20 protein-coding genes are annotated in these 25,329 nt (G+C 59.8%); 1 reads left to right on the forward strand and 19 read right to left on the reverse strand.

Translation table 11 applies throughout. The features are described from left to right. Positions 1-75 precede the first annotated feature (75 nt). From H1B37_RS18440 to H1B37_RS18525, 18 genes are all read right to left on the reverse strand, one after another. Positions 76-3,465 carry an FG-GAP-like repeat-containing protein gene (locus H1B37_RS18440; RefSeq protein WP_182868134.1) on the reverse strand — a complete coding sequence of 1,130 codons (3,390 nt, stop codon included), beginning with the start codon at positions 3,463-3,465 and terminating at the stop codon, positions 76-78. A gap of 452 nt (positions 3,466-3,917) precedes the next feature. Then, positions 3,918-4,718 carry a leucine-rich repeat domain-containing protein gene (locus H1B37_RS18445; RefSeq protein WP_182868135.1) on the reverse strand — a complete coding sequence of 267 codons (801 nt, stop codon included), beginning with the start codon at positions 4,716-4,718 and terminating at the stop codon, positions 3,918-3,920. Positions 4,719-5,371: 653 nt separating this feature from the next. Next, on the reverse strand, positions 5,372-8,989 hold the full coding sequence (locus H1B37_RS18450) for a M56 family metallopeptidase (protein WP_182868136.1): 3,618 nt from the start codon (positions 8,987-8,989) through the stop codon (positions 5,372-5,374). Continuing rightward, complete coding sequence (locus H1B37_RS18455) at positions 8,986-9,384, reverse strand: BlaI/MecI/CopY family transcriptional regulator (protein ID WP_182868137.1); 399 nt, start codon at positions 9,382-9,384, stop codon at positions 8,986-8,988. The genes H1B37_RS18450 and H1B37_RS18455 overlap by 4 nt, the downstream gene beginning before the upstream one ends. Positions 9,385-9,554: 170 nt before the next feature. Then, entirely contained in the window at positions 9,555-11,066 is a 1,512-nt protein-coding gene (proS, locus tag H1B37_RS18460) for a proline--tRNA ligase (protein WP_182868138.1), read from the reverse strand. Between the two features lie 45 nt (positions 11,067-11,111). Further along, positions 11,112-12,107 (reverse strand): adenosine kinase, encoded by a 996-nt coding sequence (locus tag H1B37_RS18465; protein WP_182868139.1) that lies wholly within the window; start codon positions 12,105-12,107, stop codon positions 11,112-11,114. A 375-nt stretch (positions 12,108-12,482) separates the two neighbouring features. Continuing rightward, positions 12,483-13,418 carry a lactate/malate dehydrogenase family protein gene (locus H1B37_RS18470; protein ID WP_182868140.1) on the reverse strand — a complete coding sequence of 312 codons (936 nt, stop codon included), beginning with the start codon at positions 13,416-13,418 and terminating at the stop codon, positions 12,483-12,485. Between the two features lie 180 nt (positions 13,419-13,598). After that, a complete protein-coding gene (locus tag H1B37_RS18475) occupies positions 13,599-14,468 on the reverse strand; it encodes a class II aldolase/adducin family protein (RefSeq protein ID WP_182868141.1) in 870 nt (289 codons plus the stop codon). A 70-nt stretch (positions 14,469-14,538) separates the two neighbouring features. Continuing rightward, positions 14,539-14,817, reverse strand: a complete 279-nt coding sequence (locus H1B37_RS18480; RefSeq protein WP_182868142.1) for a EutN/CcmL family microcompartment protein — start codon at positions 14,815-14,817, stop codon at positions 14,539-14,541. Beyond that, positions 14,814-15,452 (reverse strand): hypothetical protein, encoded by a 639-nt coding sequence (locus H1B37_RS18485; RefSeq protein WP_182868143.1) that lies wholly within the window; start codon positions 15,450-15,452, stop codon positions 14,814-14,816. Before H1B37_RS18485 ends, H1B37_RS18480 begins: the two co-directional genes overlap by 4 nt. Before the next feature lie 35 nt (positions 15,453-15,487). Then, the gene (locus H1B37_RS18490; protein WP_182868144.1) at positions 15,488-15,754 is read right to left on the reverse strand and encodes a EutN/CcmL family microcompartment protein; all 267 of its coding nucleotides are present in this window, start codon (positions 15,752-15,754) and stop codon (positions 15,488-15,490) included. A gap of 2 nt (positions 15,755-15,756) precedes the next feature. Then, a complete protein-coding gene (locus H1B37_RS18495; protein ID WP_182868145.1) occupies positions 15,757-17,190 on the reverse strand; it encodes an aldehyde dehydrogenase family protein in 1,434 nt (477 codons plus the stop codon). A gap of 20 nt (positions 17,191-17,210) precedes the next feature. Beyond that, positions 17,211-17,534: a EutN/CcmL family microcompartment protein gene (locus H1B37_RS18500; protein ID WP_182868146.1), complete on the reverse strand. Its 324-nt coding sequence runs from the start codon at positions 17,532-17,534 to the stop codon at positions 17,211-17,213. Between the two features lie 46 nt (positions 17,535-17,580). After that, positions 17,581-18,813, reverse strand: coding sequence for an acetate/propionate family kinase (locus tag H1B37_RS18505; RefSeq protein ID WP_182868147.1), 1,233 nt, complete (start codon positions 18,811-18,813; stop codon positions 17,581-17,583). Between the two features lie 98 nt (positions 18,814-18,911). Further along, positions 18,912-19,181 (reverse strand): BMC domain-containing protein, encoded by a 270-nt coding sequence (locus tag H1B37_RS18510; RefSeq protein WP_182868148.1) that lies wholly within the window; start codon positions 19,179-19,181, stop codon positions 18,912-18,914. A gap of 92 nt (positions 19,182-19,273) precedes the next feature. Beyond that, positions 19,274-19,573 (reverse strand): BMC domain-containing protein, encoded by a 300-nt coding sequence (locus H1B37_RS18515; RefSeq protein ID WP_182868149.1) that lies wholly within the window; start codon positions 19,571-19,573, stop codon positions 19,274-19,276. A 41-nt stretch (positions 19,574-19,614) separates the two neighbouring features. Continuing rightward, complete coding sequence (gene pduL / locus H1B37_RS18520; RefSeq protein WP_182868150.1) at positions 19,615-20,343, reverse strand: phosphate propanoyltransferase; 729 nt, start codon at positions 20,341-20,343, stop codon at positions 19,615-19,617. A 55-nt stretch (positions 20,344-20,398) separates the two neighbouring features. Beyond that, complete coding sequence (locus H1B37_RS18525; RefSeq protein WP_182868212.1) at positions 20,399-21,187, reverse strand: DeoR/GlpR family DNA-binding transcription regulator; 789 nt, start codon at positions 21,185-21,187, stop codon at positions 20,399-20,401. Positions 21,188-21,717: 530 nt separating this feature from the next. Between H1B37_RS18525 and H1B37_RS18530 the strand changes: the two genes are divergently transcribed. Next, positions 21,718-22,536, forward strand: a complete 819-nt coding sequence (locus H1B37_RS18530) for an SDR family NAD(P)-dependent oxidoreductase (RefSeq protein ID WP_182868151.1) — start codon at positions 21,718-21,720, stop codon at positions 22,534-22,536. Positions 22,537-22,740: 204 nt separating this feature from the next. Here the strand turns inward: H1B37_RS18530 and H1B37_RS18535 are convergent, their stop codons facing one another. Next, complete coding sequence (locus H1B37_RS18535) at positions 22,741-25,218, reverse strand: sulfatase-like hydrolase/transferase (RefSeq protein WP_182868152.1); 2,478 nt, start codon at positions 25,216-25,218, stop codon at positions 22,741-22,743. Between the last annotated feature and the right edge of the window lie 111 nt (positions 25,219-25,329).

Genomic DNA, 25,329 nt, shown 5'->3' on the forward strand with positions numbered 1-25,329 from the left:
ACCCGCCGAAGACAAAAAAGAGGCCTGACCCCTTTGTTACTCGAACGAAGACAAAAAAGAGGCCTGACCCCTTTGTTACTCGAAGGGGAGTTTCTTTAGGAAACGCTGTCCGAAACGGCCGTAGTCTTGCCCGTCGACATCGCCGTCACCGTCGCTGTCGAAGGCGGTGTTAAAGGCCGGGTGGCTGTCGGGTTTTAGGAACGTCAGCCCGAACCTTCCGTAATCTTGTCCGTCGACGTCTCGGTCGCCATCGCTGTCCCCCAGGAGGGCAAAAAAATTGTCGATTTCGGAAGTTCCGAATTCGTAGACACCGCCTTGCTGCTGGTCTCCATCGCCGTCTAGCAGGACCGTGCTGCCGTATCGTCGCACTTTGTTGGGATCGATGGTCAGTTGATAGTTCCCATCGACCAGCGCGTTGTTTGCGCCCCGCGTCAGGCCGCCGGTAAAGTTGATCGTGGCGACCGAGTTTCCCTGGACGTATCCGAGGGTGAAGGAGTGATCAACGACGCCACCGCCCGGACCACGTTTGATCACCTGAAATGCACCCGGGGCAATCTCGACGCGGTCTTCGAAGGTGACGTTGATCTCGGTGAGATTCGAGTGTTGAGGCTGATTGGGATCGTCGTTGACGACGACCTCGTCGACCTGGGCGATGTCGAAAAGCTTGACCACGTAAATCAGGTCACTTTCGATGTGGTTGTCCCATGCGGTCCCGACCGGGTTGGCGGGATAGACAGCTGTGGCGAATTCACCTTGGAAATCGCCGGAGTGGAACAGCCGAGCCGACGCTCCGACTTTGACGCCACCTCGAAAAGCGACGTCCACGACGAGGTCTCCGCCAAAGACGATCGGGCTGGACGAGACGATCGTCGCGAATTGATAGCCGGTAAATTTGGTCACCGGGCCGAGTTGAATCGGCTGGTCGGCGTCAAGGCGGAGTCCGTTAAACTCCGCTTCAAGCTCTCCGTCCAGCGAGATCTGCACCATCCGATTGATGTCAACATCTTTGGTGCCAGAAAGTCGGATGACCGACGTCACGCCGTGCTGTTCGACTTCGATCTGGCCGTTGCCGACCGGCAGGTTTTGCGTCTTGTAGGTTGCATTGGAGTTGTCTGTGCCTCGGATTTCGACATGCTGCGCGACGGTCCATTGTCCCGTTAGGGAAACGCCGTTGATGTCGATGCCGTCGGGCAAGGCGAAGAATCCGCTCAGAAAATTGACGATGACTTCGTTGCGAAAACTTCCCATGTCGATGGTCAGGGAGTTCGTTGCGGCGAGCGGTGTCGACGAGAGCACCTGATTGGGGAATCCGTAGGCAATGACCAACAGGTCGGTTCCATCGAATTCGATCTCCACAGGCGTCGTGATTTCGTCCGAAAGCTGCACCACGACGTCGCCACCGACCACGACTTGGTAGTCCTCGATTTCGCCGTCGGCCGCGTAGCCGGTCGGATCGGTGATCGTTTCCGAGCCGATCCGCACGCGTGCCATGCGTCTGCCGGACTGAATGTTTGGCGGGACGTTGTAGTTGAGCGTTTGCAATCCGGGGATCACATCGGCCCCGGTGCGAATCCTTTCCTCCGGTTCCCAGACGCCGTCGTCGTCCCAATCGATCCAAGCGGTGACTTTTGCCGCCGATGCGTTTTGCAAGTCGATGTTGAATCCCGCCATCTGCCCCGGTTTGATGTCACCGAATAGCACGCCGTCTTCATCCGCCCCATCGCCGTCGGCGTTCGCCGACGATTGCCCATCACGTTCGACGTCGCGCGTCGGCCCCAGCCTTGGTCCGCTCGCCGCATGGTACGCGCCGAAGTCTGTGATCGCCGTCGGGTAGGGCTCGGGAGCATCCCCGAAATCGGGCTGGTCGAGGTTTCGGTGCCAGGCGAAGACGCCGATGCCGGTGGAGGCCGTCACGACATCCAGATCATGATCTTGATCCAGATCAACCAGCACGACTTCGCGTGGCCCAATGACGGAGCGAATCAAGATTTCGGTAAAGACTTGATTTCCCTCGTTGCGGTACCAGAGGACTTGGTCGTCCTCAGCAAGGGTCGCGACGACATCGGTGTCACCGTCGCCGTCCAAGTCACCGCTGCGCACCGTCCCGACGGCGTTTCCGGTCGACCGCAGGGTTCCGCCGTTGAACCAACCTGCCGCGCCGCGGTATTCAAACCACTCGATCTTGCCGGTCGAAGCACCGGTGAGCAAGTCGAGGTCGCCATCACTGTCCAGGTCGAATAAATCGAAGGACATAAACGTCCGATTGAGGATCCCTCCTAGACTATCAATCCCGAAGCCACCCGAACCCAGGTTTTCGAAATAGACAATCCCGGTCCCATCATTGGGTTTTTCATCGGTCACGAAGACATCCAAATCGCCATCGCCTTCGAAATCGACCAGTGTCAGATCTTTGGGAAGGTCGGCGATGTATCCGAACGCGCTGGTCGGCCGCAAGTCAAATGTCATGTCACCGCGATTGGCAAACCAATAGACGCTATTGTCGCGGGGGACTCCGAATGCGATGTCGATGTCCCCGTCGGCATCGATGTCACCGGCGTCGACCGAGATCGCACCGGACGAGAACACACTGCCATTGATCGAGCGCGCGACAAAGTCGCCGGGCGACACGTTTTCGTACCAGGCAATCACGCGATCACCGTTCCCTTGCGCGACGACGATGTCTTTGTCGCCGTCCCGATCCAAATCGCTGATCACAATGTCCGACACGGTGACGTGGTCGATCAAGTGCGATTGAAATTGATCGGTGCCGTCATTCTCGAACCAGGCCAACTGATTCGTCGATGGGGAACTCGCGACTAGGTCGACGTCGGCGTCCCCGTCGACGTCGGCTGCCGCAAACGCGCCGATTTCGGGAGTGGTTTCATCGTCGATCAAATGGTGTGGCAAAACAACATCGGTTGGTGCGAGCCCGGCGATCGAAAGCGGGTGATCTTCGATTTCTCCGTCCAAGGCTTCGCCGGTAACACCGAGGCCTCCTGCGGTGGACAAGCGAAAACGGCTGTAGGCCAAGCCGGAATCTGCACCGATCGGGACATCAAACCGGACGCTGTTGAAACCGTCGCTCATCGAAAGTGACGATGCGATCTTTTCTTCATCACCGTCCCAGCGGCCGTTGCGATTGAAGTCGATCCAGGCATCGAGTTTCGCCGGACCGTTTTGGACGTTGACGATCACCAAAGCGCCGACTTGTCCGACGTAGATTTGTCCGATCGTCACCCCGTTCTCATCCGCCCCGTCCGCCAACGCGGCGGGCGAAGGCTGCCCATCGGGTTCGGTGTCACGGCTGGCCCCCAGTCTTGGTCCGACGTCGACATGCCTGGCCCCGTCGTCGGCCAGCGTCGTCGGGTACGGTGTCGGGGCATCGCCGAAATCACTGGCCAGCAGATCCCTGCGTTCCAGGAACTCGGCGGTAAGCCGCCGTCGCCGGTTTTCAGTCCTGCTCATCAGAACATTCGAGGCCTCGCGTTTCTTACGCATGTCTTGTCGTTCGCCGATAAATAGGGTCTGGCGGAGGAACGTCAAAGTCCGATCCTAACAAGCCTGCAACACGAGCAGAATTGTCCGTTGACACACCCGCTACCACCTCATGTGATTGTTACGGTGTGCCAGCACTCCTCGGCGATCCCCATCGATGTTCCGAGTGTAAAGGGACAATTCTACTTCAGCTTGCACCTGGCAACCAACTGCCGAGCCGATTCGCGGCGGAATTCCCGACCCCGTTGTTTCGTGGCGTGACACCGCTCACGAACTCTGCCTTGAGGAAATTCTGATACCAATGGTCCGCGCTAAAACGTTGACTGTTTCGGAAGACGGACGCGGCCGGGAAAACGCGTCATGCTCGGCAGGTGGTCGACACGTTCGTTAAAAACAAGCGGCGAGCGGGCGAATCGGTTGTTTTACCTTCCTGCTGTTCTGCGAGCTTTTAAAACTCTCCGTTGCTTCTGGTCCAACCGATGTCGCTCCTCCACTGAAAGGCTGCTGTAGTCAAATTCGAATCTCGTCAATCGGGGGTGCTTAATGAACGCTGCGACTTGTTCGACGCTGAGTCTGACGCGATTGGCTCGGAGCTGCTCGAGCTGCGTTAGGCGACATAGTTCTTCAAATCCTTGGCCGGTAAACTTGCTGTCATTGATGTCCAGGACAGCGAGGGAAGTCAGCTTCAATAGTCCTGGAATGCTGGGGTCGCCAACATCGGTCTGGTTGAGACTCAACTCTTCGCAAACCGTCGCTCTGGCGGCTAGTCGTAGGATGTGATCGGAGGACACATGGTTCCCGTTCAAATTGACGATTTCGGCATGATCAAATAGCCCGCAATCGATCAGGCGGGTAAGAAATCGTTCGCCGAGATTGCACGCGGCAAATGAAACGTTTATTGCCCTGACGCCGGTTATCGAGAACTTTCCCGGTGCGATGTGACAGCCGGTTAGATCCAGACTGCCGAGCGTTGCGATGCGAAGCAAAGCCTTGAACGCCGTTGAGCTGATGTCGCAATTGATCAGAGCGACGGACTCAAGCGACGCCTTGTCGGAAAACCAATCTTCGTTGACCGCAATGCGTTTGTCTGGAACGCTCCTGAGGATTAGTTTGCGTAGTTTTTTTAGGGAAGAAATTTGGCCCAGCAGGTCGTCATTAGGCGACGCACCTTCGTAGCCGTTGATCTCGACGATTTCACCTGTCGAGTCGGTCGTGGTCTTCATGACTGGATTTGCGGCAGAGGGAAGAATCAGAAGGCATAGTAGCACGCCTGAAATCAACTCTCGCGTGACTGCTCACCCAATGCCGCTTCAAAGGATTTCCAAGAATCTACTCAACTGATCGCCCGGGCTCCGAAACGCCAAAGAGTTTCGCTTCAACGATGCGGGCGTTGATGATAGCGTAGCATGGAGCTGCATTACGGAAAAAGAGGTTTGCCAATCGTGTTCGTCGGCTTGGCCGTTGGACTGATGAATGGGCCGTCAATGTAGAGCCGTTGTCCTCAACTGCTCTCCGCTGACCGCGGGAGCGGGAAGAGGATGCCGGGGTCAGCCGCGGGCGGCTGAGGGGGAGTAGTTGGGGACAACGATTCTACAATGGCGTGACCGCGGGAGCGGGAAGAGGGGGCCGGGGTCAGCCGCTGGCGGCTGAGGGGGAATAGTTGGGGACAACGATTCTACAATGGCGTGACCGCAGGAGCGGGCAGAGGATGCCGGGGTCAGCCGCGGGCGGCTGAGGGGGAATAGTTGGGGACAACGATTCTACAATGGCGTGACCGCAGGAGCGGGCAGAGGGTGCCGGGGTCAGCCGCGGGCGGCTGAGGGGGAGTAGTTGGGGACAACGATTCTACCATGGTGGGCTGTGGGAGCGGGGAGGACTACGGTTGTTCGTCCGACGCTTCGGAGATGGTTTGGTAGGCGTACTTCACGCCGCGATAAAAGCCGGAGTTTTCGAATAGAAAGTCATCGCTTGATGCGTAACCGCTTCGGTCCTCGGTGTTGGTGACCTGGGCGGTCAATCGAATGACACCGGTCGTCCCTTCGCGAGTGACGAATAAGAATGAATCACCGCCGTGTTGTGAATCTCGAGGCTTTGGGATGACGCGGCGTGGCACCAGCAATTCGACCGGCTCGGACAGCGGATAAGGAACTTTGCCTTGCGCCATCGCGGGCAGATTTCGGTGGTCGTCCTCGGTGATCTTCCAGACATGCAATCCCAATGGCATCAGGCAATACAGCGGTTCGGTTTCACCGTCGGGCGTGTAGGTAATGCCCACAACATCAAACCCTTCGCGACGTGCCCAGTCGCGGAGATCGGCGGAGTCCAATCGAGTTTTGCCGAGCTGTGCGAGCTCGCTAGGCCAGCCTGCCAGCCGGCCGGTGTCGAGGTCGAAAAAACATTGCTTGCCGGAGTCGTGGACGGACTGGATGATGCCACCGAAACCGCCACTGACGAGTTCGGCTTTCGGGTCGACAAGTGGTTCGTGGGGCTTCGCGGGCGTGACTTCCAAGTCGGTCGACGATTTCAAGTTCACTTTTGAGAAGTCGGGGTCTTCGACAAAGTCTTTCCAGTCGGCTTCCCACCAAGTTGCCCACTTTTGGGCAACACGATCAAACTGCTGATGTGCGACGCGCCGTTGTACCTTTGATCCTTCCAACCTGACCCAATTCAACTCCATTTCATTGAAGCTTTGATTCGTCAGTTTGTGTAACCCGCCGACCACCTCTCGAAAGGCTCGACCGTAGTGGAAGGTTTTCCCACCGCTGCCTTTGCCGAGATCGTGTTGTTGCATGAACCGCCGAAGTTCTTCGTCCTCTTCCAGCAGGAGGCCGAAGTCGCTGCGGCCGGGAAGAAGCGTCCGCGGCAGGGCCCGGATCAATGCGGGAACGGCACGGGGATCGCCGACCGCGCGCAACGCGAACGCCAACTTGCTGATGGGATGATCCCGTTGCTCTTCGTCGAGCGTTTTGGTCAACGCCGGCAGCGCTTCCTCGGGATGCTCGGTCAAGAACTTGATCGCCCGCGCCCAGACCATCGTCGGATCAATTCGGGGACCGTCGGTGAGGATCTCGATGGCATCGTCGATGGTGTTGATCGGCGTCGCGTTGATCCGGCGTTTTTGTTCGATCTCGGCAGCTTTCTTGTCGGAGGCTTCTTTTCGCGTGCGTTCGATCGCGTCTTGAGTCAGTTGATCTGACCAAATGTACTCGAAGGGCGCCTGGCCGGTTCGGTCAGTGACTTTGACGCCCGGTTCGGGCAAAGCGTTGGCTGCGAGTTCGTCCATGTCGAAGTCATCGATCACGTCGACCGTGATTTTAGAAAGGTAGTATTTGAATGTCTCTTGACCCTGGCCACTGGGGTGCACCACGACGCGATCCGCCGTCATGGGCCAGCGGACACCGGGTGCAATTTCTTGGTAGTCTGAAAAGACGGTGAGGTTGCCCGGGTGCATCTGGTCCCATGCGGCGGCGGCCCAACGAGCACGCAGCGCTGTTTGTTCCTCGGTCGACAATCCTCGGCGAAAACGATCGTATTCTTCCTGGCTTCCGATCGCTTTTCCGGCCGCGTCGGAGGCGATCTCCCATCGCTGCTCCGCAGAAACCCTTGACAGATAGTGGCGGCTGACCGCTTTGACAAGCCTGGTCTGCGCTGTGACCCAAACCTGTTCGCTGCGTTCCGGGCCGACGTAGACATCGCACAGTTCGCCGTCAATCGTCTCGGTCCCCGCGTGGCGGTAATGTGCTTGCGATGGAGCGACACTCTGTTCTGCAGTCCGCACCGCTTGACCGGGCCAGGGCAGGCGGTCCCCGGAGGCGGCCCATTGAGGGTAGCTGAACGGATGGACGTGTTCGGTCAGTTGTTCAAGGGAGGCGTAGCGATAGACGTTTTTCGTTTTCTTCGGCTTGGTGGACTGGATTTCACCGATCCAACCGTCTCGGCCGTCCCAGAAGTGCGTTTGACGCCAGGACTGGTCGGGCCGGAAGATGCTAAGGCTGCTGAGCAGCAGTCGGTCGCCGTCCCAGGCGATTTGCGATTCGGTACGGATCTGATTCGGTTGCTGATCCGCCAACTGGCTGCCACGTGCTTTCCACAGACTCGCCAGGTCACGCTTGGGAAACGTCTGCATCCCCGGGACGTTGATTTGGCGAACGTTTTGCTGGAAAGCGATCCGCTTGGTGTTTTGCAATCCGAACGTCCGGGATCGGGCTTCGGCCACGGCGCGGTCGGCATCGGCGCGGTCGGTATCGGCGATGGCGTTTTCCGACGTAGCGGCTGTCCGGTCCGAACCGGATTCTTGCGTTGTGACCTGCGCGTTGGCCTGCCATAGCAGCGAAGCCCAAACCAACGGGACCGACGCGATGGCGATGGCAAATCCGCGACGCGGAAGCTGCAACGGTTCACGCAGTGGTTGGCCCAGCAAACGTGCGATCCGCCGGCGAAGGTCCGAGGGTGCATGGCCGTCGGCCGCGACGGTCGCCAGGTTCGCGGATTCTATGGGACAGGTTGCTTCGGCAACCCGCAACAACGCTTCGGCGTAGCAACATCGTGCTGCGCTGTCGCTCGATGTGTCACCCTCATCGGCACCCCGGCAGGCAATTTCGTCGCAACAATACTCACGCAGCAAGCTGGTTCGACGACTGATCATCCATAGCGCCGGATTAAAAAAGAGCAGTGACTCGGCAAGACGCTGCAACAAGTTGACCCACATGTCCTGCCGTTGCAGGTGGGCGAACTCATGCGCCAAGATCATTTCAAGCTGTTGCGTCGAAAGCCCCATCACTGCCGACGCGGGCATCATGATCGTCGGTTTCAGCAGGCCCAGCACCTGAGGGACCGCGACTTGTTCGGTCGTCGCGAGTCGAGGCAAGACGTGAAGCGACCATCGCTCTGCCAACCGGCGAACGGATGCTAGCAGAGGCCCATCGGTTACCGCACGACTTCGCAGGCGAATTCCTTCGGCGCGGATCATGTCCCGTCCGAGTCGGATCAGCATCACGATCACGCCAAGAAGATAGAGCCCGACAATCCATGAAGGAGCGCCTCGCCACATGTTCTGCCCAATCGCGTTGCTGATGCGATGGTCGTCGCCCACTGCACTGGAATCCGCGTCCGAGTCTGTCGCAGTCGGGCCGGTTCCGGCGACTGCATCACTGCTTGACGACTCGACGACGACCGCCGGCAACGGCATGAATTCTGGTGAGCCAACGTCAGGGAAAGTCCCGGTTCTTACGGTCGCGGGGCCAATGTCCACGGCGCTGATCTGGTCGTTCGCTGGACGGCCGTTCGCAAGCAAAACAAACGTCAGCGGCACGATAGAAATGCTCAGGAACAACCCCGCAACATGCAGTAGGTATTTCCGCTCGACCGTGCTCCGCCCCCATCGACAGGCCAGCCAAATGAACAGCGCGATCAATGGAATCTGCCACAGCGAATGCAGTAGCGCCGCGCAAATCTGCCAACTCAGCTCTGTCGACACGAAGTCCCCAGCGTTCATTGATTCTGCTCCCTACGTTTGCGATTGACCATGCGTCGGATTTCATCCAGCTCCTCGCGATCGATTTCGCCGGTCTCCAGCAGATTCAGAACCATCGCGGTCGGTGAACCTTCAAACAGTCGCGAAAGCAGGTCCGAAACCATTCCTCCGCTGATGCGTTCCTTTTCGACTTTCGGCGAAAACAGGAATGCTTTGCCGTCTTTTTGGCGTTTCAGAAAACCCTTGCGATGCATGATGTTCAGCATCGTGATCACGCTGCTGTGGGTGAGCGTGCGGCCCGCGTCGGATTCCAGGCGGGCGCGAACTTCCCGCACGGGAAGTGGAGACTGGTCCCAAAGGACCTTCAAGATCTCAAGCTCAAGTTCCGTCGGGTATCCCGACTCCGGGCGCGCCATCGGCTCCTCCGCACGACAATCGTTTAATTCTTTAAAAGATTGTAGCGGGCGGCGTGACCGAAGTCAAGAAAAGCGTATCAAGATCATCTGCACGTGTAGACGCGCGGTCGACCACGTGTTCGATGCCCGTCTGAGGACGACAAAAAGAGGCCTGACCCCTTTGTCGCGAATTAGTAGGCCTTGGCGAAGATCGCTTGCTTGGCGGCCGGCTTGCCGGTTGCAAAGCAGGTTCCCGGCGTGTCGTTGTTCTCGCTCGGGACACAACGGATCGTCACCTTTAGTTCTTTCAACAGTGCGTCGATGCTCGCTTCGTCGGCGAAGTGGCAGAGCGCGAATCCGCCGTGGATTTCGGGGGTGTCGGGATTCTTGGGGGTGAAGAAGTCGCGGAAGTCGGCTTCGTTGGTGATCGTGACCGTGTTGTCGCGACGCAATTGATCGGCGCGATCGTAGAGCGATTGCTGGATCTGGCCGAGCAGCGAGCCGATGGTCGAAACGAGTTCGTTGCGATCCATGCCGACGCTTTTCGGTTGATCGCGTCGCCCCATGAAGACGGAGTTCTTTTCCATGTCCTTGGGGCCGACTTCCAAGCGGATCGGGACGCCCCGTTTGACGTGGTGCCATTTTTTTTCACCACCCCGCATGTCGCGGTCATCGATTTCCACGCGGACCGGAGCACCGTCGTAGGATTGTGCCCGCAGTTCATCGCGCAGGGCGTGGATGTATTCCATCACGGCGGCTCGCGAGTCGTCTTTGTAGATCGGCAGGATCACGACGTGTGTGGGTGCCAGTTTGGGCGGCAGCACGAATCCGTCGTCGTCGCTGTGGGTCATGATCAGGGCACCGACCAAACGTGTCGAAACACCCCACGAGGTGGTCCACGCGTATTCGCGTGATCCCGATTCGCTTTGAAAGACGATGTCCTGGGCTTTGGAGAAGTTTTGGCCGAGGAAGTGGCTGGTGCCGGCCTGCAACGCTTTACGGTCTTGCATCATCGCTTCGATCGACAGCGTTTCGATGGCGCCGGGAAACCGCTCGCCGGCGGTTTTCGCACCGATCGTCACCGGCATCGCCATCCAATTGCGGGCGAAGTCGGCGTAGACATTGATCATCCGCTCGGTTTCTTCGATCGCTTCGGTATCGGTGGCGTGAACGGTGTGCCCTTCTTGCCAGAGGAATTCGGCGGTTCGCAAGAACATCCGCGTCCGCATTTCCCAGCGAACGACGTTGGCCCATTGGTTGATCAGAATCGGCAAATCACGATAGCTTTGCACCCACTTGGCGTAGGTCGCGCCGATGATGGTTTCGCTGGTCGGCCGGACGATCAATGGTTCTTCCAACTGGCCGGCCGGTCGCAATCCGCCTTCGGGGTCGGGTTCCAAGCGATGGTGCGTGACGACCGCGCACTCTTTGGCAAACCCTTCGACGTGTTCGGCTTCCTTTTCCAAGAAACTCATCGGAATGAACAGCGGGAAGTAGGCGTTCTGGTGCCCGGTCGCTTTGAACATGTCGTCCAACGCGCGCTGCATATTCTCCCAGAGCTGGTAGCCCCAGGGTTTGATCACCATGCAACCACGGACCGGCGAGTTTTCTGCCAAGTCGGCTGCCTTGATGACTTGCTGGTACCACTCCGGGTAGTCGTCCGCGCGGGTGGGGGAGATTGCGGTCTTGGGGGCTTTGGCCATGTCGAATCAGAATTGTCAGAGAACTGGAAACATCCCTTCACTCAGTTAATCGGTCAATCGACTGAGGTCCTCGATTTCTTCCTTGGTGAATTTGCGGTCCAAGCGGGCACCCAGTTGGGAGACGACGCGGGCGGCGGCGTGTGATGCCAGGTGGCCGGACGTTCGCCAGTCCAGTCCGTTGGTGATCCCGTAAAGCATCGCCCCGGCGTACATGTCGCCGGCCCCGGTGGTGTCGACGGCATCGACCTTCACGCCCTCGATCGGGAATTCTTCGCCGCCGTGCATGACGATCGATCCTTTTCCACCCAGCGTCAGCGCCACGTTTTCGCAGTGTTCGTGGATCTTGACGGCGCACCGAAGCGCGTCGGTTTCACCGGTCAGCGACTTGGCTTCCTCTTCGTTACAGAAGAACAGGTCGACCGGACCGGTGATCAGGTCCCAGATCTCGTCTCGGATCAAGTTGACCAGGAAGGGGTCCGAGGCGGTAAAGGCGACTTTGACGTTGTGTTTTTGGGCCAGTTCGAAGGCCTTGTAAGCGGCCGCTTTGGTGGTTTCACCGGTCAGCAGGTAGCCTTCGACGTAGACATACTTGGAGCTGGCGATCTTGTGTTCGTCGATGTCCTCTGGGCCCAGGCTGGTCGAGGCGGCCAGGTTGGTCAGCATCGTCCGCTGGGCGTCGTCGGTGATCAGGACGGCACAGGTGCCCGTCGGCTGGTCCGCCGGTGTGACTTGGATCGAAACGCCCAGGTCACTCATGTCTTTGAGAAAGAATTCGCCGATCGCGTCGCCACCGACTTTGCCGATGTAGCCGGCCGAGCCGCCGAATTCCGCCAGAGCGACGATCGTGTTGGCCGCCGATCCGCCGGCACAGCGATTCAGCGGGCGTCCGTCCAGACGGCTGAGCACCCCGGATTGTTGTTCATCGTCGACCAGGGTCATGATGCCCTTGTCGAGGGAAAGTTCACGCAGCAGCGCGTCGTCGACGCGTGCCTGAATGTCAACCAGCGCGTTGCCCACGCCAAATACGTCATACAAAGCCATCGGGAGGCCTCTGGGAGAAAACGGTCAAACCGGAAGGCCCGATAGCGTACTGGAGCGGCGTGATTTCGGGAAGTTGCCCCGTTGATCGCGTAAATTTTCCTACCTCCAAGGTCTTCCTACCCTTTCCGCCCCGCTACCGTCCCTGTCCCGTCGGGAGTCAGCAGGGGGATGGCAGAATGATGCGGGGCAGAATGATGCGGGGCAGAATGATGCAGGGCAGAATGATGCAGGGCAGAATGATGCAGGGCAGAATGATGCAGGGCAGAATCATTCGGGGCCTGAAGGCTGTTGTTGGACGGCTGAACGTACGGGAAACGTCAGGAACGGAAGCCGTCGAAATCCCCGACTGAATTCCAGGAACGAAGTTGGACCTATTCAGCCGACCCGTTTCAGGACCACGTCCAGGGTCTTGCGCAGTGCCGCGCCGCTGGCTCGCATGCCTTGGACTTCTTTCGGCCAAAGGTCGATTTCCATCCGGTCGACGACGCCGGTTCGGCCGACGACGGTGGGCACCGACAGGGCCACGTCGCGGACGCCGAAACAACCGTGTTGGACGCTGCTGACCGGCAGCACGCAGCGACGGTCCAAGATCACCGCGTCGATAACATCGCGGATCGCAATGCCGACGGCAAAGCCCGCTCCGCCCTTGCGTTTGATCACCTCTGCACCGCTGCCCCGCGTTCGTGTGAACAACTGCGCCGCAAGCGTCGGCGACCAACCGGGGTACTTGTCCAGCGGCAGCCCTGCGATCGTCGCGCTGCTCCAAATCGGCACCATCGATTCACCGTGTTCGCCCAGGATCAGCGCGCGGGTTTGAGTCGGCGGCGCGTTCAGCTGTTCGGCGATCAACGAGCAAAATCGGATCGTGTCCAGCTGGGTGCCCAGGCCGATGACTTGGTTCTCCGGCAGCCCCAACTTTTGAGCGGCGACGTAGGTCAGGATGTCGACCGGATTACTGACGACCAAGACGATCGCGGTGGGCTTGGGGCCGGCAGCTTTGACATCGCTCAAGATCTGCATAAACAGATCGGTGTTGCGATTGATCAAATCCAATCGCGACTCGTCCGGCTTGCGACGCAGGCCCGCGGTGATGCAGATGATGTCGCTGCTGGGGATGTGTTCGTAACCGCCGCCGGAGATGACTTGGTCGGCAACGCTCGGACCGCCGTGTTGCAGGTCGAGTGCCTGGCCGACCGCCAATTCTTGGTTCACGTCCAACAGTGCGATCTCACGTGCCAGACCGCCACACTGCAGGGCATACGCGGCACAGGAACCGACCAGTCCGCCGCCGCCGATGATGGAAACTTTCATGATGCTGATTTGTATTGGAGGAGTGTTTGTAGGGAGAGATGTCGCGGTGGATGCGTGGGATAGGCTTCCAGCCTGTCGGTTCGGCAATGACGTAGCGGAACGCGCCAAGCGTTTCGATCGGGGGACGGCGCCACGGCGAAAGTCTTGGCGACTTCCGCTACGGCCGTCTGTCGTCCATGCCTAGGCTTTCATCTGCCGCATGACTTCGTCGGTGATCAGTTTGACGAGCTGCTCTTCGTCGATGCCGCCGGGCAGCCCTTGGCCGCCCGCGTCGTCGGCGGGCTTGGCGGGCATCGCCGGCGGGGCGGCGAACGCACGTCGCTCGACGCCCGACTCTTTCCACGAGTCGCGGAAAATGTCGTTGGCGCAGATGTCACAATCCTCGTACGCCTTGGTGTTCCGCGGATCCTTGTATCCCCACTGGTCCTTCAGGTCCAACAACTCTTGCGACTTCTGTTGATCCAGGAAGGAAACGTTGCCGAGTTGTTTGGCGAGCATCAGCATGCGGCAATACGAATCCAGGATTTCGGTCCACCAATACGCCTGTTCGACGGTTTCGCCGTAGCTGACGGTGCCGTGGTTGGCCAGGATCATCACGTTGGTCTTATCGACAAAGGGGATGATCGTGTCGGCGAATGCCTGGCCGCCGGGCGTTTCGTACTTGGTGATCGGGACGTCGCCCAAGAACACTTCGACTTCGGGCAAGATGCACTGCGGGATCGGCTCGCGTGCGATCGCGAATGCGGTGGCGTGCGGCGGGTGGCAGTGCACGACGCTGCGAATGTCTTCGCGTTGTTTGTAGATTTCCAAGTGCAACAACGCTTCGCTGGACCGTTTCTTTCGACCGGCGATCTGCTTGCCGGTCATGTCGATGGTCGAGATGTCTTCGGGGGTGAGGAACCCTTTGCAGTGCAATGTCGGCGTGCACAGGACCTCGTTGTCGCTGATTCGCACCGTGATGTTTCCGTCGTTGGCCGCGGCAAACTGACGGTTGTAGATGCGACGGCCGATGTCGCACATGTCCTGTTTGATCTTATGAACGTTTTGCATGGGATTCTCGGGTGACAGTGGGAGGTGTGTGGTGAAGTGTGTTGGTCGAAGGGGAGTGGGGCTGGGCGAGTTACAATTCGACTTCGTCCAGCAGCGCGACGATGGAGGCGTCGAGTGGCTTGACGTCCGGCTTGAACGGTTGAGCGGCTTCGGGCCCCTCGGCCAAGGCGACCAGATCGCCCATGCCGGTGCCGCACAGGTCCCAGGCCACGATCGTGTCTCCGCCCAGTGGCTCGGTGTCGATGCGTTCGATCGAATCGACGACTTCGACAAGCCGCAGCTTGGCGTTGGCCATCGCCGGATGTGACTTGGAAAGCGTCATCGATCCGATGGTGCGTGCAAGTTTCATCGCGAACCTCCGTCGTTGGGTTGCACGGACTTTGCCGCACAACGGGCGATCCGAACGGCCACGTTGACGGCCGCAATCAGGTTCAGTTTTTGCCGGTCCAAGACCCAAACTTGGGGCGCCATTTCATCGTGGAAGCGTTCGACGTCCGACAGGGCGGCGATCATCGCCGCCGGCTGTCCGTTGCTGCAGCACCGATAGACTTCCGCGGCCGGTTCATCGCACCAACGGATCTCGACTCCCGCGGGCAACACAACGTTGCGGCGATCCAATTGGTTGCGAAGGCTTTCGGGAAGCGACGCCGGCAAGCCGTTGGCTTGATGGTTTGAGTGGCAATCGGCTTGGCCTGCCGCAGCATCGACCGCCGGTTGAATCGTGATCCCACGCCGCCGGGCTTCTTCGCGGGCGGCCGGCGTGATGATCGCGCCGGCTGCGGCGACGACTTGGCCGGTTGCCGCGTGGCGGTCCAAGGTTTCGATCGTGATCAGTTTCTCACCCACGACGGCCGTGGCGGGATTCGCCGAGGACGCAACAGCACCGCCCGATGAATCGCTTTCGCGCAATTGCCGAACCACCCGGCGCGCAATGTCAGCGATCATTGCGGTGTCGTTGCGGCGGTCGTGTGAAAGGCGAGTCACGGTTGGGTTCTTTGGCTGTTTGTTGGTAGGTGTCGTTAGGAATCGGTGTCGTCGATCAGCCCGATCACGGTCCAGCGGGCGGGCGTTCGGTCGTGCCGGCATGCCTCGCGGGCATACGAGCCGTCGCTGGTGATCATCACGCGATCACCTTTGCGCGAGCCCAGTTGGTCCAGTGCGACCAGCGGCGGGCCGTCGGCCTTGTCGGCCACGCCGATCGGCTGCAAAACCACCAGCCGCATGCCGACCAAGCTCTCATGCTTGACGGTGGCGTGGGTCGATCCGAGGACAATCGCCGGCTGCATGCTTAAACCACCCTCAACTCCCCGATCATGCTGCACCGTCTTTCGCGGGTGAACGTGGTCGGAGTGGTGACGCCTTCACCGGTCGGTCCGGCGATGGAAAAGGACAGGTAGCCTTCGCCGCCGAGTCCAAGCGAGGCCATGCAGGGTCCGTTTTTGACGTACAGCGTGGTGTCCAGTTCACGCCCCATCTTGGTCATGTTGCGGACGTTGCGTGAATGGATGATCGCGGTGTGGCGGAAGCCGTGTTCGTAGTGCTTGGCCATCGCGATCGCGTGATCGACGTCGCGGGCGCGAACGAAGGGCAAAAACGGCATCATTTGTTCGACGCTGACGAAGGGGTGATGTTCGTCGGTTTCACCGAACACCATCTCGGTCCCCGGCGGGACGGAGACGCCCGCGGCGGCGGCCAAGAACGAGGCGTCTTTGCCGATGTAATCTTTGCACGCGGCGTCATGCTGGTCATCGCCGACGGTGACGATCGCTTTGCTGGTCAGCTGGGCGATTTGTTCGGCATTGAGCTGGACGGCGCCGGCGCGGCGCATCGCAGCCATCATGTCGTCGAAGACCGAATCGACGACAAAGACTTCTTTCTCGGCGATGCACAGCAGGTTGTTGTCGTAGGCGCCGCCGGTGATGATCGAGCGTGCGGCCTGGTCCAGGTCGGCGGTTTCGTCCACGACGACGGGCGGGTTGCCGGGACCGGCGACGATCGCGCGTTTGCCGCTGTTGAGTGCGGCGCGGCCGACCGCGGGGCCGCCGGTGACACAGATCAACGCGATGCTGCGGTGTTTGAACAGGGCTTCGGCAGATTCCAACGTCGGTTCGGCGATCACGCAGATCAAATTGTCGATCCCGACTTCGGCCGCGATCGCTTCGTTGAATCGGCGAACCCCTTCGGTGGCGACCTTCTTGCCCGACGGGTGCGGGTTGACGACGACGGCGTTGCCGCCGGCGATCATGCTGACGGCGTTGCCGGTGATCGTCGGCAAGCTGTGGGTGACCGGGGTGATCGCACCGATCACGCCGAACGGGGCTCGGTCGATCACGGCCAAGCCGTAGTCACCGCTGAAGGCACGCGTTTCCAAGAACTCGACGCCCGGCGTTTGCTCGCCGAGGGTCTTCAGTTTTTCGATCTTGTGTTCCAGTCGGCCGATCTTGGTTTCTTCCATCTCCATCGTGCCCAGCTCTTCGCATTGCTCGATCGAGATTCGGCGGATGATGTCGATGATCTGTTTGCGATCGGCCATCGTCCGCTCACGCAACTGCTCGAACGCCGCACGCGCGGCGGTGACGGCCGAATCGGCGTCATAGAAAACGCCGTTGCGACCGACGGCCGAAGCCGCTTGCTTGGCCGCCCCGTTTCCCGGCGGCATCGGACCGACCTCGGCCAGGACCTGTGCGACTACGTTTCGGATCAGGTTTTCGTCGTATTGCATGGTGGGTTGCTAGTGGTGGATTATTGGTCGTTTGAATCGTTGCGGGAGTAAACGTTCAACTTGTCGATGTGGACTTGATCGACGATCCCGATGATGACCGCATCGATCGGTAAATGCTTTGTCTCGGGAGTCAGGCGTGCGCTGCTGCCTTGGGTGATCAGGACAAAATCGTTCTGGCCGGCACCCAAGGTGTCGACGGCGATGAAGGTTCTGCCGGTGGTGACGATCGACTGACGTTTCTTGTCGTCCAGCCGATAGGGCTCGACGACCAGCAATTTGTGACCCGTCATCGTCGCAACCTTTTGAGTGCTGACGACCGATCCGGTGACTCGGGCGATGAACATTCGTGTCAGGCTCGCTGGGGTAAAAGGGGAAGATGAACGGTCCGGTTCACGAATGTTTCAATGCGTGCAGGGTCTGGCGAGCGACAATGACTTCTTCGTTGGTCGGGATCACCCACAACTGAGTGGCCGAATCCGCGGCATGAAACGAGGCCTCGCCCATGTCGTTGGTCCGACCACGCAGTCCTTCGTTGGCAGCCGAGTCGACGACGATGCCCAATCGCTCCAGTCCCGCACAGACGCGCTGGCGTACCAGGGTGTCGTTTTCACCGATGCCGCCGGTAAAGACGATCGCATCGGCGCCGCCGAGTGCGACCAGCATCCCGCCCAGGTGACGCCGAATCTCTTCAACATACACGTCCAAGGCCAATTGGGACTGGGCGTCGCCTTCGGACGCGGCTTGCTCCACGTCGCGAATGTCGCCGCTGCGGTTGCTCAACCCCAACAGTCCGCCTTTGCTGGCCAATTCTTTCAGGGCTTGGTCGAGTGAGAGACCGGTGCGCTCCAAGATCAGGGGCAAGGCGAAGGGGTCGAAGTCGCCGACGCGGTTGTTTTGCGGCAGACCGGTTTGGGGCGTCATGCCCATCGTGGTCTGGACGCTTTGTCGATTTTCGATCGCCGTCACCGAACTGCTGCCGCCGAGGTGACAGGAGATCACACGGGCGTCCTGTCGGCCCAGGATTTCTGCACTGCGGTAGGCGATGTAGCGGTGGCTGGCACCATGGAACCCCCACTTTCGAATGTGGAATTCGTCGGCCCACTGACGTGGGATGGCGTACTCCTTTCGAGCCGCGGGAATGGTTTGGTGAAAATCGGTTTCGAAGGCGGCGACCAAGGGCAGGTCGGGAAACCGGGCCTGCAGCGTTTTCATCGCCGCGATGTACGGCGGGTTGTGTGCCGGTGCGGCGGCGTTCATTTCGGCCATCGCGTCAAGCACCTGGTCGTCGACGACAAAGACGCCCGAGAGACGTCCGCCGTGAACGGCTTTGAAACCGATCGCGGCGACCTGCGACGCGTCAGCAATCGCACCGTGATCGGGGTCGGTCAATTGATCCAGGCAGGCTTGGACGGCCACGCCGTGATCGGGAACCGCCATCACCAATTCATTGGACCAATCGCCGATTTCGACCGTGCAGTTGCTTTGCGCATCGCCGATCCGTTCGACCGCGCCTTTGGCAAGGCAACGAGCGTTTTGGATGTCGTCGATCGCTCCATCGTCGGTCATTTCAAACAACCGATACTTGAAACTGGTCGATCCCAGGTTTGCAACCAGGACGAGCACGGGCGATACCCTCTGCGAGAAGTTGGGGGCTGGTGTTGGCGTCAGTTTGTTCTGGTCATCCCGCGGGCGGCCCGGTGATTGCCGCGGCGGGCTGACGCTTAAGCCAAAAAAGCTTTTGCGACACCTTCGGCGGGGCGAGGGATCACGTGGCTGGAAACCAGTTCGCCGACTTGCGAGGCTGCGTTGGCGCCGGCTTCGACCGCCGCGCGGACGCTGCCGACGTCACCGCTGACGACGGTGGTGACGTAGGCACCGCCGATGTCGACTCGTTTGACAATTTCCACGTTGGCCGCCTTGGCCATCGCGTCGGTCGCTTCGATCAGTGCCAGCAAACCTTTGGTTTCGATCAATCCGATAGCGTCATTCATGTTGATTCTGTGTTGTTTCGATTTTGGTGGGGGGAGATTCGATCGCGCCCGATGGCGGGATCGTTCCGACGGTTGCTACTTGTTAGCCGCGACTACTTCTTTGTGGTCGGGGCGCTGGTCTTGAGGACCTTGTTCAAATCGTCGTGTGGACGTGGGATGACCTGAACGCTGACGACTTCGCCGATCCGTCCGGCCGCTGCCGCGCCGGCGTCGGTCGCCGCTTTGACCGCAGCCACGTCGCCGCTGACAAACACGCTGACCAGGCCGCTGCCGACCTTGTCCCAGCCCAGAAATTCGACGTTCGCCGCTTTCAACATTGCGTCGGCTGCTTCGACCAGGGAAACAAACCCTTTGCACTCGATCATGCCGAGCGCTTCATTACTCTTCGCCATTGGAAATCTGCCTATTGATAGGAGAAAAGGAGGTGTAAGAACTATTTGTGGCAGCCGCAGCCGCCCTTGGTCAATTCGACGGTCGAGGCACCGTCCAAGAAACACGCGTTGCCTTCATCGGTGTCGATGTGGACTTCTAACTTGGCCGCCTCGTCGGCACGCACCAGCACATCATCAAAGATCGTCGTGCAATCGTGGCTGGTGACTTTCAATTGCATCATGTCGCCGTTGGAGACACCGAAGTGTTCCGCGTCAAAGTAATTCATGTGGACGTGACGCGCCGCTCGAATCACGCCCTGTTCCAATTGGACGCTTCCGACCGGTCCGACCAGCACACATCCGGGCGTGCCGTCGATGTGGCCGCTGTGGCGAACCGGTGCATCGATCCCCAATGAGATCGAATCGGTGAACGCCAATTCGACTTGGCTGGCGCCACGTGTCGGCCCCAGCACGCGGACGCTGGGCAACATTCGGCGCCGCGGGCCGACGATCATCACGGTCTGTTTGGCCGCGTAGAAGCCGTCCTGGTAAAGGTCTTTGTCCGGTTCCAAGACCGAACCGGCACCGAACAGGATTTCGACGTGCTCGTCGGTCAAATGGACGTGTCGCGCGGAAATGCTGACACGCAAGTTCGGTTTACCGTCGACCCAACCGGGAGGGTTGTTTGCAGGGCTACTGTCGGGCCGAGCCGGCGAGGTGCCGAGACCGCCTGCGATCGCGCGACGAACCAAGGATTCGATTCGGCCGCGGTCAATTTGAGTCGCGTTCATTCGGTTGCGAAAAGAAAGGTTGGGAGGGGGGGAGTTAAATCGGAGACCGTGCCGCTTAAGCGTCGGGTCGGATGTCTGTCTGGGAATCGGTGCCGTTTTCGTCCTCGCGCCGGTTGTCCGCTAACACTAGTTCGATGCCGGCGTCGTCAATCCGCTTTTTCCATTGCGAAGCCAGACCGCGGTCGGTCACGACACCCTGGACGTCCTCCAACCGGCACAGATGGGACAAGCTGACTTTGCCAAACTTCGTGTGATCGGTGACCACATAGGCCTGGTCGGCTGCGGCCAGCATCGCTTTTTCGCTTTCGACCAGCATCATGTTGTTGTTGAAATAACCGCGCTCGTTGATCCCCGCGACCGACAAGAACGCCAGTCGAACGTTGATCTGACGAAGCATCGATTCGGCCATCGGCCCGATCGCCACCGCCGTGCGGCCGCGGACGCATCCGCCGATCGTGACCAGGTCGATCGAGTCACTGCTGGACAGCAGATGTGCGACCGGCAAGCTGTTGGTGACCACCTGCAACCGCCGGCCGACCAGACAACGCGCCAGTTCATAGGTCGTGCTGCCGCCGTCCAACAGAATCGTGTCGTGTTCCTCGATCAACTCCGCCGCCGCCGCGCCGATCGCGGCTTTGACCGACCACGTCGTGTCTTTGCGGCCTTCAAACGCACGGATCGTTGCACTCTCGCCGGTCCAAAACACGCCGCCGTGGGTGCGGCGGACGTCGCCGGATTGCTCCAGTTGCTCCAGGTCGCGGCGGACCGTCGATTCGCTGACCGAAAGCGATTCGGCCAACTCGCCCAGCGACGCGAATCCGGTTTGGCGAACCATCCGGCGCATCCGCTCCCGCCGCCCGCCACTGGCGCCGGATCGGGTGTCGCTGGGGATGCGGTTGGATGAATTGATGGTTCGAACCACAGAAATTGCCTAGTTTGCGCAGGTAATGCGTTTGGTGATAGCTTTCTCTCAAACGTGGAAGATTTCAAGCACCTTGTGACGAAAATTCACCATTTCTGAAAGAATCCTTCCTTTTTATGAAATGGGTGGCATCTGGCTGCAAAGAAGAGGGGGCGCCGTGACGTAGCTACGCTCGCCAGAGCGTGGGAAACACCGGGACGTAGCTACGCTGGCCAGAGCGTGGAGGGGCGCTGGAGGACCACCTTCTGGCGAAGGTAGCTACGCTGAAACGGTGGAGGGCGCCGGGGGACCACCTTTTGGCGAAGGTAGCTACGTTGAGACGGTGTTCTCGCCTGTTCTTTCGGCTCTCTGGTTTCCGCGCCGTCGCCGCCGCGATACGCTTTTTGCGAATCTTGCGTTTTGCGGAATCACCGGGCGGACTTTTTCACTTCTTGCAGCGTCAACACACCACCATGACTGAACTATCGGGAAAGCGGGCCATTGTCAGCGGGGCATCACTCGGGATCGGCCGCGGCATTGCGGTTGAACTTGCCCGTGCCGGGGCAACCGTCGCGGTCAACTATCGATCCAACGGCGACCAGGCCGACGAGGTGGTCGCCGAGTGCAAGGCGGCCGGCGGGGATGCGTTCAAGGTCCAGGCGGACGTTTCGGTCCAAGAAGAAGTCGAGGCGATGATGCGGTCGGCGATCGAGCGTCTGGGCGGGCTGGACATCGTGGTCAGCAATGCCGCCTACAGCGACCGGCACCTGATGCTGGAATCGGACATGGCGGAGTTCCGCAAGACGATCGACGTCAGCATGTGGGGCGCGTTCTACATGGTTCGCTCCGGCGCGGCCGAACTGGTCAAGGCCGGCAACGGTGGAAACATCGTCGTGATCAGCAGTCCCCACGCGCATTTGGCAATGCCCGGCGCGATGGCTTACAACATGGCCAAGGCGGCGAATGACCAAATGGCACGGACGGCCGCCTGCGAGTTGGCCCAGCATCGCATCCGATGCAACATCATTCACCCCGGCTGGATCAACACGCCGGGCGAACGAAAGTTTTTTTCCGAAGAGACGCTGCAAACCGAGTCGGCCAAGTTGCCATGGAAACGCCTCGGCGAGCCCTGTGAAATCGGCCGCGGCGTGGTGTTCCTGTGTCGCGAAGAGAGCGAGTACATCACCGGCAGCACGCTGACGATCGACGGCGGCATCCAGTTGCCGTGGCGTGACATGTTCCGCGTCGACGAGACGGCGTCGACGGCCAAGCCGATGTCGGACAACCGTTGACGCATAGTGGGATAGGCTTCTAGCCTGTCGATGCATTCCGAAACGTCGCCGTGTTCTCCGAACTCGGCGAGCCCCAAATGTCGCCGTGTTCTCCGAACTCGGCGAGCCCCAAATGTCGCCGTGTTCTCCGAACTCGGCGAGCGCGAAAAAGCGAAGCTATACCCCGCGCCGACCTCGGAGAGGACGGCGACTGTGCTTGCCGCGCTACTTCTCTTCTCGGATCTCCGCGAACGCCTCGGCGTAACGCCGACCGAATTCCAACAGCGACTCTCGATCGAAGTGAACGTTGTCGCTTTTGAGTGTCAGTCCTGTCGATTCGACGAACGCCGATCCCGGAAGCTCCGCAGCGACCTCGCGATGAGCCTGGTCGACTCGCTTTCGGTGTTCGGTCCACTTCGGCGTGTCGCGTTGTGCCAGCCCGCCGATGATGATCGGAGTCTTCTGCCCGACGTGGCTGCGGAATCGATCAAACACGTCGATCAGGTTGGCCTTGTATGCCTCTGCCAGTCCCGGTTTGGAATCTGATTCGCCTTGATGCCATAGGATGCCCTTGAACGTCCCGCTGGCCATCGCGGTTTGAATTCGCGCCAGAGCATCGTCATAGGGATGCGTCTTGGTTTGCCGGTGGAATCCGCCCGGAGCCCAAGCGGCGATGGGCGATCCGCCAACCGCACAGGGGACCAGCCCGACGGTGATGTCGGGGTGTTGGGCCGCGTAGTGCCTTGCAAAACTCCTTCCGAGCCCGACGCCGGCGATCGATTTGTCGAAGTGCAGCGGGTCGGACGCGGGAACCCAGTTTCCCTCGCGGTCGAGCATCAGAATTTTGGGATCGGGGACGCGGTCGGCCGGTGTCACTTTGCCGCGACCGGCCATGTTGGATTGCCCGGCCAACAGAAACAGATGGAATTGTTCTTTCGCCGGGACATCGGCACTGGTGATTGTCACGCCGCCGAGTTCGATCATCGGGCCGTCGCTTTGACGCGATAGTTGAAGCGTCGCTTTTCCCGCGTCGAGGTTCACCATGCCGAGCGACTGCTGCGCGAAAAACAGCATGCGGCGGGGAGTGGCCTGGGAATCCCGGTCGGGGCGAACCACCGATTCGGATTTGAATCGTCGCAGCGTCGACGAGATCTCTTGATCGGCGATCGACGCGGCGACGGTCACGTCTTTGGCGTCACAAACATAATGCAGTGTGATTTGGTAGCGGCCGGATTGGGCGATGTCGACCGGCCAAGCGACTTCGTCGGTCGCGGCGGTCCAATTGTCGACCCAACTGTGCGCCCAACTGATGCCGTCGGCAAAGCCCGGGTTTCCGGCTAATTGTGCGTCGACCGATGGGATGAAGGTTGGTCGCTGTTTGGTGACCGGAACATGTCGCGGCGACGTGATGCTGTCGGTGATGGAGTCGACATATCCTTCGATTTCGGATCTCAGCCGCTCGGTCGTTTCCGGGTACCGGTCAGCGATGTCGTTTTTCTGTTCCGGATCGGCGATCATGTCGAACAACGCCGCCTTGCCCTTTTCGATCGTCAATCGATATTGATTGGTACGAACGGCGGCCTTGCCGAATTTTTCAAGGTGCAATTGGTTTGGGCGATACGTCAAGATCGAGCGGTCGGCCAGTGTCGGATCGACGCCGTCACGGATCAATGTCACCAGGCTCTTTCCGTCCAACTTTGCTGAATCATCCAGCGGAACATCGCACCACTGGGCGAGCGTGGGTAGCAGGTCGATGTGGCCGGTGATCTGCTGAATCGTTCGCGGCTGGATCATTTCCGGCCAGCGGATGAAGCAGGGCACGCGGCATCCGCCTTCGTGCACGCTGCCTTTGGCGCCGCGCATGCCGCCGTTGAATCGTTTGCCGTTGGGGCCGTTGTCGGTCAAGAACAACACGATGGTGTCGTTCGTTTTCCCCGACTGTTCCAGCGTGCTCAGCAATCGCGCGACGTTGTCGTCGATGTTTTCGACCATCGCGTAGACCGCCGCGGTCTTCTCGGAAATCTCTCCGGTGTCGTACTTGTCGAACAGATCCTGACGGACTTGGAAGGGACCGTGCGGTGCGTTGTAGGGCACGTAGCAGAAGAACGGCTGGTCGCGTGGTGTTTTGAGGAATTCGATCGCCGCATCGGTCAGCACGTCGGTGATGTAGCCCTTGGTTCGGACAGGAATCCCGTTTCGCTCCAGGATCGGGTCGTCGTACAAGTTGAAGTGGCCGCCACAGAACCCGAAGAATTCGTCAAACCCTTGACCGTTGGGGTGCAGCGGCATTTGGGCGCCGTTGTGCCATTTACCGAAGCAACCGGTCGCGTAGCCGGCATCACGAAACCGTTCCGCCAGCGTGGTTTCGGCCGCACGCATGACCTCGCGGCGACCGGTGACGCCGGCGACACCGGTGCGTTCGGGGTACCGCCCGGTCAGCAGTGCCGCCCGCGTGGGCGCGCACACCGGCGAAACATAAAACCGATTCAGCCGAACACTTTCGTCGGCCAAGCGATCCAGCGTCGGCGTCGAAACGATCGGATTGTCATGGGTTCCCAAGTCGCCCCAACCCTGATCGTCGGTCAAGATCAACAGGACGTTGGGCCGAGTGGTTGATTCGGCCCTCAGCAACGGCGTGATCAGGGTCGCAACGACGAGGACTGCAAGTGTCGTGATTTCATGGAGCGAAAGTCGCGGGAACATGCTGGCGGGGACCGGGCTATCGAGGGTGGGGAAACTTGGGGACCGCGCTAGATCTTATCCAAGTTTGTCCGGCCTCGGGGGCAAAACGATGGGGGACAAAACGATGGGGGG

Source organism: Stieleria mannarensis (assembly GCF_014154935.1).
GTDB lineage: Bacteria > Planctomycetota > Planctomycetia > Pirellulales > Pirellulaceae > Stieleria > Stieleria mannarensis.